The organism is Stenotrophomonas sp. RIT309 (assembly GCF_000632045.1).
Classification (GTDB): Bacteria; Pseudomonadota; Gammaproteobacteria; order Xanthomonadales; family Xanthomonadaceae; genus Stenotrophomonas; species Stenotrophomonas indicatrix.
This window is the reverse complement of record NZ_JFYS01000022.1, coordinates 1-12,852: the sequence shown is the minus strand read 5'-3', so window position 1 is coordinate 12,852 and position 12,852 is coordinate 1. Positions and strand designations below refer to the sequence as shown.

The 12,852-nt window shown below is 66.8% G+C and carries 16 protein-coding genes and 1 other RNA gene; 5 read left to right on the top strand and 12 right to left on the bottom strand.

What is annotated here, in order from left to right:
* Window positions 1–126 precede the first annotated feature (126 nt).
* Window positions 127–999: an ion transporter gene (locus BW38_RS07895; RefSeq protein WP_032976765.1), complete on the bottom strand. Its 873-nt coding sequence runs from the start codon at window positions 997–999 to the stop codon at window positions 127–129.
* Between the two features lie 63 nt (window positions 1,000–1,062).
* On the opposite strand from BW38_RS07895, the gene BW38_RS07900 reads away from it, so the two are divergent.
* Window positions 1,063–2,289: an acetylornithine transaminase gene (locus BW38_RS07900; protein ID WP_032976734.1), complete on the top strand. Its 1,227-nt coding sequence runs from the start codon at window positions 1,063–1,065 to the stop codon at window positions 2,287–2,289.
* Between the two features lie 72 nt (window positions 2,290–2,361).
* Here BW38_RS07900 and BW38_RS07905 read toward each other — a convergent pair whose 3' ends face one another.
* Window positions 2,362–2,964 (bottom strand): HAD-IA family hydrolase, encoded by a 603-nt coding sequence (locus BW38_RS07905; protein WP_032976733.1) that lies wholly within the window; start codon window positions 2,962–2,964, stop codon window positions 2,362–2,364.
* 122 nt (window positions 2,965–3,086) lie between these two features.
* On the opposite strand from BW38_RS07905, the gene azu reads away from it, so the two are divergent.
* Window positions 3,087–3,536: an azurin gene (gene azu / locus BW38_RS07910; protein ID WP_032976732.1), complete on the top strand. Its 450-nt coding sequence runs from the start codon at window positions 3,087–3,089 to the stop codon at window positions 3,534–3,536.
* Between the two features lie 157 nt (window positions 3,537–3,693).
* Here azu and hemL read toward each other — a convergent pair whose 3' ends face one another.
* Both hemL and thiE read right to left on the bottom strand, forming a co-directional pair.
* Window positions 3,694–4,983, bottom strand: coding sequence for a glutamate-1-semialdehyde 2,1-aminomutase (gene hemL / locus BW38_RS07915; RefSeq protein WP_032976731.1), 1,290 nt, complete (start codon window positions 4,981–4,983; stop codon window positions 3,694–3,696).
* Window positions 4,984–4,998: 15 nt separating this feature from the next.
* Window positions 4,999–5,634: a thiamine phosphate synthase gene (gene thiE / locus BW38_RS07920; RefSeq protein WP_032976730.1), complete on the bottom strand. Its 636-nt coding sequence runs from the start codon at window positions 5,632–5,634 to the stop codon at window positions 4,999–5,001.
* Between the two features lie 34 nt (window positions 5,635–5,668).
* Here thiE and BW38_RS07925 point away from each other — a divergent pair, with 34 nt between their 5' ends.
* A complete protein-coding gene (locus tag BW38_RS07925; RefSeq protein ID WP_025874193.1) occupies window positions 5,669–5,893 on the top strand; it encodes a rubredoxin in 225 nt (74 codons plus the stop codon).
* Between the two features lie 90 nt (window positions 5,894–5,983).
* Here BW38_RS07925 and BW38_RS07930 read toward each other — a convergent pair whose 3' ends face one another.
* From BW38_RS07930 to BW38_RS07960, 8 genes are all read right to left on the bottom strand, one after another.
* Complete coding sequence (locus BW38_RS07930; RefSeq protein ID WP_025874194.1) at window positions 5,984–6,829, bottom strand: SirB1 family protein; 846 nt, start codon at window positions 6,827–6,829, stop codon at window positions 5,984–5,986.
* Between the two features lie 317 nt (window positions 6,830–7,146).
* On the bottom strand, window positions 7,147–7,593 hold the full coding sequence (locus BW38_RS07935; protein WP_025874195.1) for a DUF192 domain-containing protein: 447 nt from the start codon (window positions 7,591–7,593) through the stop codon (window positions 7,147–7,149).
* Window positions 7,594–7,614: 21 nt separating this feature from the next.
* Window positions 7,615–8,262 carry a ribose-5-phosphate isomerase RpiA gene (rpiA, locus tag BW38_RS07940; protein WP_032976728.1) on the bottom strand — a complete coding sequence of 216 codons (648 nt, stop codon included), beginning with the start codon at window positions 8,260–8,262 and terminating at the stop codon, window positions 7,615–7,617.
* 24 nt (window positions 8,263–8,286) lie between these two features.
* Window positions 8,287–8,766, bottom strand: a complete 480-nt coding sequence (locus BW38_RS07945; RefSeq protein WP_025874197.1) for an EVE domain-containing protein — start codon at window positions 8,764–8,766, stop codon at window positions 8,287–8,289.
* Window positions 8,763–9,356, bottom strand: a complete 594-nt coding sequence (locus BW38_RS07950; RefSeq protein ID WP_032976727.1) for a 5-formyltetrahydrofolate cyclo-ligase — start codon at window positions 9,354–9,356, stop codon at window positions 8,763–8,765. The genes BW38_RS07945 and BW38_RS07950 overlap by 4 nt, the downstream gene beginning before the upstream one ends.
* An 83-nt stretch (window positions 9,357–9,439) precedes the next feature.
* A non-coding RNA gene (gene ssrS / locus BW38_RS21525) (6S RNA) lies at window positions 9,440–9,625 on the bottom strand.
* Between the two features lie 97 nt (window positions 9,626–9,722).
* Window positions 9,723–10,019, bottom strand: coding sequence for a cell division protein ZapA (locus BW38_RS07955; protein ID WP_025874199.1), 297 nt, complete (start codon window positions 10,017–10,019; stop codon window positions 9,723–9,725).
* Complete coding sequence (locus BW38_RS07960; RefSeq protein WP_025874200.1) at window positions 10,016–10,237, bottom strand: TIGR02449 family protein; 222 nt, start codon at window positions 10,235–10,237, stop codon at window positions 10,016–10,018. Before BW38_RS07960 ends, BW38_RS07955 begins: the two co-directional genes overlap by 4 nt.
* 153 nt (window positions 10,238–10,390) lie before the next feature.
* On the opposite strand from BW38_RS07960, the gene BW38_RS07965 reads away from it, so the two are divergent.
* The gene (locus BW38_RS07965; RefSeq protein WP_025874201.1) at window positions 10,391–10,939 is read left to right on the top strand and encodes a UPF0149 family protein; all 549 of its coding nucleotides are present in this window, start codon (window positions 10,391–10,393) and stop codon (window positions 10,937–10,939) included.
* A 5-nt stretch (window positions 10,940–10,944) separates the two neighbouring features.
* Window positions 10,945–12,267 carry an aminopeptidase P N-terminal domain-containing protein gene (locus BW38_RS07970; RefSeq protein WP_152543311.1) on the top strand — a complete coding sequence of 441 codons (1,323 nt, stop codon included), beginning with the start codon at window positions 10,945–10,947 and terminating at the stop codon, window positions 12,265–12,267.
* Window positions 12,268–12,852: the final 585 nt, after the last annotated feature.

The window sequence follows — 12,852 nt, the reverse complement described above, 5'->3', positions numbered from 1 at the left end:
GGATGCGGGATGCCGCATTCGTCCATCGCGCGGATCTGCTGTGTGCCTTTGGTGGGGCTTCATCCACGCATGGCGTGGATCTACTCCGCTGGCTTCGGTGGGGCCGGCCGTCGGCTGGGCTCATCGTCAGTGGCTGAACGTATCCGGCAGCGGTCTGCCACACTTGCGGCAGTGCCGCGCATCCGGCTCGTGGCCCTCCAGCCCGCAGTGCGGGCAGCCACGTGCATCGCGGCGCGCGGCCAGCTCGGCATCGCGCATGGTGCTGGCCAGTTCGGCGGTGTAGATGCCGGTGGGCACGGCGATGATGCTGTAACCGATCAGGATCAGCACCGAGGTGACGAAGCGGCCGAGCACGGTCTGCGGCACGATGTCGCCGAAGCCGACCGTGGCCATCGTCACCACTGCCCAGTACATGCTGCTGGGAATGCTGGTGAAGCCATGGTTCGGTCCCTCGATCACGTACATCAGCGTGCCGGCGATGATGGTGATGGTGACCACCGTGAACAGGAACAGCAGGATCTTGCGCCGGCTGCGCCACAGCGACTGCATCAGCACGCCGCTTTCTTCGATGTAGCGGGTCAGCTTGAGGATGCGGAACACGCGCAGGATGCGCAGTGCGCGCACCACCAGCAGGCTCTGCGCACCGGGAATGAACAGCGACAGGTAGGTCGGCAGGATCGAGGCCAGGTCGATGATGCCCCAGATGCTCACCGCGTAGCGCAGCGGGCGCTTGACCACCACCAGCCGCAGCACGTATTCGGCGGTGAACAGGATGGTGAAGCCCCATTCCAGCACGTACAGCCAGTCGGCATGGGCGATGTGGAAGCGCTGCACGCTGTCGAACATCACCACCAGCACGCTGGCGATGATCGCGTAGACCAGCAGCAGGTCGAAATTGCGCGAGGGCCGGCTGTCGTGGCGGTAGATGATGTCGAACCACCGGCGGCGCCAGCCGGTCTCGGTGGCGGGGTTCAGCTGGGGGGCGGAAAACGGTCGCATGCGTGCATTGTGCCGCACGGGTTCCAGCGCGAGAATGGGCATTCCTGAACCCTGCTGACCGCCATGACCGCCGCTACCGATCCGCTGATCTCCCTGTCGCACTACTACCTGCCGGTGTACAAGCCCCGCCAGGTGGTGCTGGAGCGAGGCCAGGGCGCCCGCGTGTGGGACAGCCAAGGCCGTGAGTTCATCGATCTGGCCGCGGGCATCGCCGTGTGCGGCCTGGGCCACAACGACCCGGACCTGGTCGCCGCGCTGGTCGAACAGGCCGGCAAGCTGTGGCACACCAGCAACGTGTTCTACAGCGCGCCGCCGCTGCACCTGGCCGAGGAACTGGTGAAGGCCAGCCGCTTCGCCGAGCGCGTGTTCCTGTGCAACTCCGGCGCCGAAGCCAACGAAGTGGCGATCAAGATGGTCCGCAAGTGGGCCTCCAGCCAGGGCCGCCCGGCCGACAAGCGCGTGATCATCACCTTCCGCGGCAGCTTCCACGGCCGCACCATGGGCGCGGTGACCGCTACCGCCCAGCCGAAGTACCAGGAAGGCTACGAGCCGCTGCCGGGGGGCTTCCGCTACATCGACTTCAACGATGAAGTGCAGCTGGAAACGGCGATGGCCGCTGGCGACGTGGCGGCGGTGATGCTGGAGCCGATCCAGGGCGAGGGCGGGGTGATGCCGGCCAAGTCCGGTTTCCTCAAGCGCGTGCGCGAACTGTGCGACCAGCACAACGCACTGCTGGTGCTGGACGAGATCCAGGCCGGCATGGGCCGTACCGGTACCTTGTTCGCGCATTGGCAGGATGACGTGGTGCCGGACATGGTGACCCTGGCCAAGGCACTGGGCGGTGGTTTCCCGATCGGCGCGATGCTGGCCGGCCCGAAGGTGGCCGAGACCATGCAGTTCGGTGCCCACGGCACCACCTTCGGCGGCAATCCGCTGGCCGCGGCCGTCGCCCGCGTGGCGCTGCGCAAGCTGGCCTCGGCCGAGATCGCAGCCAATGTCAGCCGCCAGTCGAAGGCGCTGCGCGATGGCTTTGCCCGCATCAACGATGAGTTCACGGTGTTCAGCGAGGTGCGCGGTCGCGGCCTGATGCTGGGTGCGGTGCTGAGCAAGGAGTTCGCTGGCCAGGCCGGTGCCATCCTCGACCACGCTGCGGAGCAGGGCCTGTTGACCCTGCAGGCTGGCCCGGACGTGCTGCGCTTCGTGCCGTCGCTGAACATCACTGACGAAGAAGTGGCCGAAGGCCTCAAGCGCCTGCGCGCGGCGATTGCCGCGTTCGTCGCCGCGCGCTGATCATTGACCAAGGTAGCGCCGGGCCATGCCCGGCGTTGCTTTTCCGCTGCGCTCGTCGTGCATGGCCCGGCGCTACCGCACCCCGTAGCGCTTCAGCACCTTCCCCAGTCCGCGTCCGTCCTGCACGGTTTCCGCGTGCAGGCCCGCTGCGCGTGCACCGCGCACGTTGACGAACAGGTCATCGACGAACAGCGTGTGCGCCGGTGCCACCTCGAGGGCTGCGAGCGTGCGCAGGAATACCTCCGGTGCAGGCTTGCGCAGGCCGAAGTCCGCGCTGCAGAACACCCGGCCCTGCAGCTTGGGAAACAGCTCCGGCAGCAGCGTCGGCAGCGCCTGCGTCATCAAGGCACCATTGTTGGTCAGCACCGCCATCGGCACCCGCAGGGCGTTCAGCCGTTGCAGCACGGCGTGCTGCGGGTGGCTGGCCGCGTGCCGTGCGGCGATCCAGGTGTGCAGCGTTACCGTTGTGCCGAGCCGTTCGCCAAGCTGGGCCAGATAGCGCTCGCCATCCAGCGCACCGCTGTCGTGTGCCGCTTCGAGCCCGCTGTCGTACAGCGCGGCCTGCACGTGCGCGGTCGGCACGCCCAGCGCCTGCGCCAGATGCAGCACGCGCTGTGCGCGCTGGTAGTGCAGCAGCACGCCATCAACATCGAGCAGGAGAAGATCGATCCGCATCGGTCGAGCATGCCATTGCCGTATCCGCACGCAAACCCTGGACCACCACTGCGACACACGGTCGCAGCCGGGTGGCCAGGTGTCTGCCTAGAATGACCACCGAACCTGCAGGAGACGCGACGATGAAGGCTTGGATGGTAGCGGTGGGGCTGGGTGCGCTGATGCTGGCGCCATCGGCGATGGCGCGCGTATGTGCGGTGAGCATCGACAGCAACGACCAGATGAGCTTCAGCAGCCGGGAGATCAAGGTGGCTGCCGATTGCAGCGAAATCGACCTGACCCTGCGGCACACCGGCAGGCTGGCCGCCACCGCGATGGGCCACAACTGGGTGCTGACCCGCACCGCCGACTACCAGCCGGTGGCGATGGCGGGCATGCGCATGACCTTGGCCGACAGCTACCTGCCGAAGGCCGACAAGCGCGTGCTGGCCCACACCAAAGTGATCGGTGGTGGCGAGACCGCCCGCGTGCGTTTTTCCACGAAGGGCATGCAGAAGGGCGGCGATTACACTTTCTTCTGCTCGTTCCCCGGCCACTTCGCGATGATGAAGGGCAAGTTCGTCTTCGGTTGAGTGCGCAGCAGCCACGCATGGCGTGGCTCTACTCCAGAGACGCAGCTCAGTAGATCCACGCCATGCGTGGATGAAGCACATCGATCCAGTAGATCCACGCCATGCGTGGATGAGGGCAGGCAGTGCCGACCAAGGTCGGCACCTACCAGGCCTGGATTCAGCCCTTGGCCGCCTTGAACGCCACGCGTGCCGCTGCCAGCGTGGCCTCGATCACGGCATCATCGTGGGCGCTGGACAGGAAACCGGCCTCGTACGCCGACGGTGCCAGGAACACGCCCTGGTCCAGCATCGCGTGGAAGAAACGGTTGAACGCGGGAATGTCGCAGGCCGTGGCCTGGGCGTAGGTCTCCACCTTCTCAGCGGTGAAGAACAGCCCGAACATCGCGCCCACCTGGGTGGTGGTCACCGCTACGCCTGCATCGGCGGCGGCGGCTTCCAGTCCCGCACACAGGCGGGCGGCGCGCGCGCTCAGGTCGTCGTGGAAACCCGGCTGCTGGATCAGCTCCAGCATGGCCAGGCCGGCGGCCATCGCCACCGGGTTGCCGCTGAGCGTGCCGGCCTGGTAGATCGGGCCAGCGGGCGCGATCTGCTGCATCAGCTCGCGGCGGCCGCCGTAGGCGCCCACCGGCATGCCGCCGCCGATGATCTTGCCGAAGGTGGTCAGGTCCGGGCTGATACCGTAGTGCGCCTGCGCACCGCCAAGGGCAACGCGGAAACCGGTCATCACTTCGTCGAAGATCAGCAGCGCGCCATGCTGCGTGCACAGCGCGCGCAGGTGCTGCAGGTAGCCTTCGCGGGGCGGAATGCAGTTGGCGTTGCCCACCACCGGCTCGATGATCAGGCCGGCGATCTCGCTGCCGCGTGCGTCGAACAGGGCGGTGGCCGCCTCGAAGTCGTTGTAGGGCAGGGTCAGGGTCAGTTCGCTCAGGCCGGCCGGCACGCCGGGCGAGGTCGGCACGCCCAGGGTCAGCATGCCGCTGCCGGCCTTGACCAGGAACGAGTCGCCGTGGCCGTGGTAGCAGCCTTCGAACTTGACGATGCAACTGCGGCCGGTGGCACCGCGCGCCAGGCGGATCGCCGACAGGGTGGCTTCGGTACCGGAGTTGACCATGCGCACCATCTCGCACGACGGCACCAGCCGGGTGATGGTCTCGGCCATGGTCACTTCCGCTGCGCACGGCGCACCGAAGGACAGGCCGTTGTCGATCGCCTTCTTCACCGCCTGGCGTACGGCGGTGTGGTTGTGGCCGACGATCATCGGGCCCCACGATCCCACGTAGTCGATGTAGCGGTTGCCGTCGACGTCGTACAGGTAGGGGCCGTCAGCGCGCTCGACGAAGAAGGGTTCGCCGCCGACCGACTTGAACGCGCGCACCGGTGAGTTGACGCCGCCAGGCAGCAATTCCTGGGCGCGGGAGAACAGGGCGTGGGACTGGTCGTGGTTCATGGGGTTTCCTGGGGGTTACTGCTGCGTATCGAATCGGGCGAGGTAGGCGCGCTGGGTCGCGACCGGGTCCTGCGCGGCGTAGATGCCGCTGACCACGGCCAGCAGGTCGGCGCCGGCATCGATGATGGGACCGACATTGTCCGGGCTCAGGCCACCAATCGCCACCCGCGGCACGCCCAGTGCGGCGCTTTGCCGCAGCAGGTCGGGGTGGGCGCGGCTGCTGGTGACCTTGGTGGTGGTGGGGAAGAACGCGCCGAAGGCCACGTAGCTGGCGCCGGCTGCCACGGCGCGCTCGGCGTTGGCCAGCTGGTCGTAGCAGGAGGCGCCGATGATGGCGTCCGGGCCGAGCAGGCTGCGTGCGGCGCCGATGTCACCGTCGGTGCCGCCCAGGTGCACGCCCGCCGCGCCGATGGCCTGGGCAAGCGCCGGGTCGTCGTTGACGATCAGCGGCACGCCGTGGGCGGCGCACAAGGCCTGCAGCGCCGTGGCCTGTTCCCGCCGCAGCGCATCGCTGGCGGTCTTGTTGCGGTACTGCAGCCAGGTGGCGCCGGCGGCGAGCAGCGGCGCGGTGCGCGCCAGCAGGCGGGCGGTATCGGGTTCATCCGGGGTGATCAGGTAGACGCCGCGGGGCGCCGGGGAAGCAGAAGTCATCGATGGCTACCGGTGAGTGGACCGCGATGGGACAATGGCGGCCCGTGAATCCAGCCCTGATTATCCGATGAGCGAAGCCACCCCCACCACCCTGCGTACCTGGATGTGCGTGGTCTGCGGATTCCTGTACCGCGAAGCGGATGGGCTGCCGGAAGAGGGCATCGCCCCGGGCACGCGCTGGGAAGACATTCCCGAGACCTGGACCTGCCCGGATTGCGGCGTGACCAAGGACGATTTCGAGATGGTCGAGATCGATTGATCGCAATCGCCGCCGGGCATGGCCCGGCGCTACCGGTGGGGCGGATCGTTGGTGGGGGGTGCGGACCGTTGGTCCGCACACCGGACAACCTCAATGCAGCCGCGGTACCGGGCCGCCCAGGTCGATCAGCTTCTCGCGCAGCCATTGCGCGTCGCTGGCCTCGGGGTTGCGCTTGAGGTACAGGCCCAGGTCGTTGCGCGCGCCGGCCAGGTAGTCCAGCTGCAGGTAGGCCAGGCCGCGATCGCGCAGGGCATCGTCCTGTTCGGGGGCAAGCTTGAGCAGGCGGTCGGCACTGCGCGCGGCACGGTCCCACTCGCTGGCCTCGGCATAGACCCCATGCAGGTTGCGCAGCATGCGGATCAGGATCGCGCGGCTCGGTGCAGGATCGAGGATCTGCGCCAGCACCTGGTCGTCGGGCATCTGCCCGCCCAGGTGTGATTTGGCGCGTTCGCGCAGTTCGTCCACGTCCAGCGGCCGGCCACCATTGAACGGGTCCATCACCAGCACGCCATCGTCAACCGGCAGGCGCACCAGGAAATGACCGGGGAATGACACGCCGTCCAACGGAATGCCCAGCCGTCGCGCCACCTCCATCTGCACCAGGGCCAGCGAGATCGGATTGCCCAGACGGCGCTCGAAGACCTGGTTGAGGTAGCTGTTGCGCGGGTCGTAGTACTCCTGGTGGTCGCCGCTGTAGCCCAGCTCATCGAACAGATGCCGGTTGATGGCCGCCATCTTCAGCGGGCTGTGCTCGATGCTGTCCACCTCGGCGCGCAGGTGCTCGACGTGGCTCTGCACCAGCGCATCGTAGGTCGACGGCTGCAGATCGGGATATTCATCGCGCGCGATCAGCAGCGCGGTCGGCAGCAGTGGCAGCGCCTCGTCGTCGAAGTCGGCCAGTGCATCCCAGTCGGGGAGTGTGATCCGGTCCTGCATGTCCACAGACTGGCGGCAATCGCAGGCGGTTTCAAGCAGTGCGGCGTGAATTCATCATCCCTACGTGTCCCCATCCACGCATGGCGTGGATCTACCGTGTCGACCAAGGTCGACACCCACCAACAGCGGCAGGAAGCTGTCAGAGGTGGGGCGGTGTGGGCTTGCAGGACCGCAGGCGCCATGGATGGCGCCTACGAGCCCCCAGGGATGGGTTTACGGCGTGTCCTGCAAGCCCACACCGCCCCACCATGCCTCGATAACCCAGCTCTTGCTTTTGATGTTGATTCGGCGGGTGCCGGGCGCAGCCCGGCCGCCCCCTACTTCTCGATGCCCGGGCCGAAGATCAGCTCGGTGCCATCCTTCAGTTTGAGCTTCTCCGCCTGGCCGGCATTGAGTTCCAGCACGAAGCGTGCCGGGCCACCGCTGGGGTAGGGCGGGCACATGTCACCGGCCGAGCACGGCGGCACGTCGCGCTGCTGGCTCACCAGCCGCCGCTCGCTGTCGAAGTACAGGATGTCCAGCGCGATCTTGGTGTTCTTCATCCAGTACGCCTGCATTTCCTCGCGGTCATGCACGAACAGCATGCCGTGGTCCTCGGCCATCTGGTCGCGGAACATCAACCCGCGCGCACGGGTTTCATCGTTGGTGGCCAGTTCAACGTCATAGCGCGCACCGTCAAGTTCCACCCAGTGGCGGGCAGCATCGGTGGCGCAGCCGGTCAGGGCCAGCAGCGGGAGCATCAGCAGTGAGCGCAGCAACGACATCGTCAGGGTCCTTCGAAAGGGTCAGAGCACGATCGGCGGCTCGCCGCCGACGATCACCACATCGGCACGGCGCCGTGCGAACAGGCCGACGCAGACCACGCCCGGCAGCTGGTTGAGCTCACGCTCCAGTTTTTCCGGATCGGTGATCTGCAGGTTGTGGATGTCCAGGATCTGGTTGCCGTTGTCGGTCACCACGCCCTCGCGCCAGGTCGGCTGGCCGCCGGTCATGTCGCGGATCTGGCGGGCAACCAGGCTGCGGGCCATCGGGATCACTTCCACCGGCAGCGGGAACCTGCCCAGCACCGGTACCTGCTTGCTCGGGTCGACGATGCAGACGAAGCGCTCGCTGGCCTCGGCGATGATCTTCTCGCGGGTCAGCGCAGCGCCGCCGCCCTTGATCAGGCACTTGCCGGGATCGCACTCGTCGGCGCCATCCACGTACAGCGACAGGGTGCCGGTGTGGTTCAGCTCGATCACCTCGATGCCATGCTGCTTCAGGCGCGCGGTGCTCTGTTCGGAACTGGACACCGCACCCTTGATGCGATGCTGGATGCGGGCCAGCGCATCGATGAAATAGGCGACGGTGGAACCGGTGCCGACACCGACGATCATGCCGTCTTCGACGTACTCGATGGCCTTTTCGGCGGCCAGGCGCTTGGCTTCAGACATTGCGGAGAGCTCTCAGGCAGGGAATCAGGATTTCTTTTCCAGCGACAGCAGCAGCTTCCACTGCGCAGCGGTCACCGGGAACACCGACAGGCGGTTGCCCTTGGCAACCAGCGGGAAGCCTTCGCCGAGTTCCTCGGCATGCAGCTTGATCTCGTCCAGCGCGATCACCTGCTTCAGCTTGCGGTCGAAGGCCACGTCCACCAGCATCCAGCGCGGGTTCTCGCGCGTGCTCTTGGGATCGTGGTAGTCGGATTTCGGGTCGAACTGGGTGTCGTCCGGGTAGGCCGCGCTGGCCACCGTGGCCAGGCCGACGATGCCGGGCACCTTGGTATTGGAGTGGTAGAACAGGATGCCGTCACCGACCTGCATGCCATCGCGCATGAAATTGCGCGCCTGGTAGTTGCGCACGCCGTTCCAGGGTTCAACCTTGACCTTGGCCAGGTCGTCGATGGAAAAGGCGTCCGGTTCGGACTTCATCAGCCAGTAGCGCTTGCGGGCGGTCATGCGTTCACGGGGGCAGCGGAAGGGAGCAGGGTGCCGGCTTCAGTGCAGATCGCATCCACCGGCACGTCCCAGGACGCCACCGGCAAGGACTCGACCTGCTGCACCGAGAATGCCGCGCCGACCAGCCAGGGTGGCGCCGGCCGATCATGGCGGAAGGCGAAGCTGCGATCATACCAGCCACCTCCCATGCCCAGCCGCCGGCACCGTGCGTCGAAGCCCACCAGCGGCGTCACCACCAGTGCCATCTGCGCCGGTTCCAGCGTGTCTTCGAGGGCGATGTCCGGTTCGGGAATGCCGTAGCGGTTGCTGGTCAACGGTTGGCCGGGGCGCCAGGGCGCGAAGCGCAGCACGTCGCCGTGCAGCACCGGCAGGCAGTAGGTCAAGCGATCGGGCAGCTGCAGTTGCCAGCGGTGCAGGGCGATTTCGCCATCCAGCGCCCAGTAGCCGGCCACGGCGCCTTCGCGCGGGGCGAACGGCAGCGCCAGCAGCGCATCGGCCAGCGATTCGGCAGCGGCGATACGGGCGGGGGCGGAAAGGTCGCGGCGGCGTTGCCGCAGGTCGTGGCGCAGGGCCTGTCGCGGGTCGGTCATGGCAGCGTGCGGCAAGGATCAGCCGTCATTGTGCCGGAAAGAACAAGGGCGACGCCCGAAGACGCCGCCCTTGCTGGAATATTGCATTCTCCGCAATGTCGATGCATGCGAAACGACCTTGAACCCGGGGGCTCAAGTGGGAACGCTGGAGAACCATCGGGCTTCCCGCTGCAAGGCGGACCTGCACTCCCGGCGCTGTCGCGCTCCCGGTGTCGTTCTTAAGGGACAAGGCGAATGTTTGCACATGCCGTCGAGTACCGCAGAGAACGCGTGGCCATTATAGCTACCGCGCGTGATCTGGATAGGCCGTTCGTCGGCAACAGTGCGTGCCAATTCAGAAAAGAGAAGGCGCATTCCGCGCCCATCTCAGGTGCTGCTGTCGATCGCCCGGTCCAGGCGCCGGTTCAGGTCGGCCAGGGTCTGTTGCAGGGCGACCGCCTGGCGGGCGTTCTCATCGCGCAGCAGCTGCAGTTCGTGTGCCAGGTTGAGTGCCGCCAGCACCGCGATGCGGTCCACCGCGGCCATCCGGTTGCTGCCGCGGATCTCGCGCATGCGCGCATCCAGCAGGCGGGCGGCCGCCATCAGGCTGTCGCGTTCATCGCCACCAACGCCGACCGTGTATTCGCGGTCAAGGATACGGACGCTGACCGGTTCGGCACTCATGTGTGCTGCTCCAGGGATTTGAGCCGGGTGATCATCGCTTCCACCCGCGAACGCGCCTGCTCGTTCTTGGCCAGCAGCGTCGAGCGCTCGGCCACCAGCTGTTCCTGCTGGTGGCGCAGGCTGCGGTTCTCCTCGGCCAGCCGCTGGTTGCGGTCGAGCAACGCCTCCACACGGGCGGCGAAGGCCTGCAGCTGGGCAAGGGGATCGGCGGGTTCCATGCCCGCACGATAGGCAAGCCGGGTCAGGGCGGTCAAGCACTGTCGCAGCAGGGCCCGGCGGCTACGGAGAGCAGGCGGACACATTGCTACACTACCGGGCTCACGGGCGCGCGCGTGCGCGCTCCGCAGTTTCCCTTCCGAACGAGCCGCACGATGACCGAACTTCCCTCCGTCGACGACGTTACCCGCGCCAGCCAGGAACTGGGCCTGGGCGCCACTGCTGCCGAGCTGCATGGCGGGCTGTGCGGCTGGCTGGCCGCTGGCGGTGCTCCCGGCAATGATTGGCCGGCGCGCGTACTGGCCGACGACAATCTGCCGCAGGCAGCTGCCGACAGTGCGCTGGCGCAGTTGCTGGAGGCCACCATCAAGCAGCTGGAAGACCGGGACTTCGCCTTCGAGCTGCTGTTGACCGACAGCAGCGACGTGGCCGCGCAGGCGGACGCCATGTTCAGCTGGACCCGTTCCTTCCTGGGCGGCTTCGGCCTGGGCAGTGGCGGCCACCGGCCGGCCCTGTCCGAAGAAGGCGAGGAGGCGCTGAACGACCTGGCCAGCCTGGCCCGTGCCTCGAGCGAGGATTTTGAAGCGGGAGGTGATGATGACGACGAAGCCCTGTCGGAGATCGAGGAGTTCATCCGCGTGGCGGTGCTGCTGCTGCACGGTGACGTGGTGCTGGCCGCGCGCCATCGGCAGCGCCTGAACTGATGGATATCAAGCAGCGCACCGGCATCGCTGCCGGCGAGTACAAGCGTCGTCGCCGGCAGTTGATGGACATGGCGGGCGAAGACGCGATCCTGGTGCTGCCGGCGGCATCTGAGAAGGTGCGCAGCCTTGATACTCATTATCCGTACCGGCAGGATTCGGATTTCCAGTACCTGAGCGGCTTCCCGGAGCCGGAAGCGGTACTGGTGCTGATTCCCGGCCGTCGCCACGGCGAAGCGATCCTGTTCTGCCGCGAGCGCGATCCCGAGCGCGAAGCCTGGGATGGCGGTCGCGCCGGCCAGGACGGCGCCGTGGCGCAGTTCGCGATGGACGATGCCTACCCGATCACCGACCTGGACGACATCCTGCCGGGCCTGCTGGAAGGGCGTTCGCGGGTGTACTACCACTTCGGCCGCGATGCGGATTTCGACCTGAAGCTGATCGGCTGGGTGAACCGCGTACGTTCGCAGGTGCGCCACGGTGCGCAGCCACCGCATGAGTTCCTGGAACTGGGCCATCTGCTGCACGAGCAGCGGTTGTTCAAGTCCGGTGCCGAGGTGGCGTTGATGCAGCGTGCGGCCGACATCAGTGTGCTGGCGCATCGCGCGGCCATGCAGAGTGCGAAGGCGGGCATCCACGAGTACGAACTGCAGGCCGAACTGGAGCGGGTGTTCCGTGCCAACGACGCGGTACCTGCGTACTGCAGCATCGTCGGCGCCGGCCGCAACGCCTGCATCCTGCATTACCGCGACAACAACGCGCGTTCGCGCGACGGCGAACTGGTGTTGATCGATGCCGGCGCCGAGTACCGCGGCTACGCCAGTGACATCACCCGTACGTTCCCGGTCAATGGTCGTTTCAGCGCCGAGCAGCGCGCGCTGCATGATCTGGTGGGTGCGGCGCAGGCGGCGGCGCTTGCCCAGGCCAAACCGGGCGTGGCGTACGAAATGGGCCATCTGGCGGCGGTGCAGACCCTTACCGAGGGGTTGCTGCAGCTGGGCCTGTTGAAGGGCACGCTGGAAAAGAATCTCACCGAAGGCTTGTACCAGCGCTTCTACCGGCACAAGACCGGGCACTGGATCGGGCTGGATGTGCACGACGTAGGTGACTACCGCCTGGCCGGCGATTCGCGCCTGCTGGAGCCGGGCATGGCCTTCACCATCGAGCCGGGGCTGTACATCGGCGTGGACGACACGACGGTGGAACCCCGTTGGCGCGGCATCGGCATTCGTACCGAAGATGACGTGCTGATCACCGACGACGGGCATCGGGTGTTGACCGAAGGGCTGGAACGCAGCGCCGACGAGATCGAAGCGTTGATGGCGGGGTAAGAGGGGTTTCGGCAGGGCTTGCAGCCCTGCACCTGCAGAGGCCACAGCCACAGCAACAGCAACAGCGGCATTCGGTGGGGGGCGGGGCACTGTGGGTTTGCGGGGCCGCCGCAAGTACGTCCTTGTAGGCTTGGTCGCCGCATCCATGCGGCTCACACCCCGCAAACCCACAGTACCCCGCCTTCGACAGTTTCCCGCGGCTGTTGGTAACGGCGGTTGTCGGCACGCGGAACTATTGGTAGGTGTCGACCTTGGTCGACACGGAGCGAGCGCAGCAAGCGACCCGCTTTTGATCTTCTTTTTCTTTTTTCCGTGGCTGGACGCGCGCAAGGAACTGTCAAAGGCGGGGTACGAGGGGTTTTGGCAGGGCTTGCAGCCCTGCATCCGCTACAAGCCAGAGTAACAGCGACAGCAACAGCAACAGCGGCATTCCGTGGGATGGCGGGGTACTGTGGGTTTGCGGGGCCGCCGCAAGTACGTCCTTGTAGCAACTGTGTTGCTGGAGGAGCGCCAGCCCTTCCGGTAAACGGGCACGGTAGTGCCGGCCGCTGGCCGGCAGCCTCAGGAGCAACGCCCTCTGGTGCG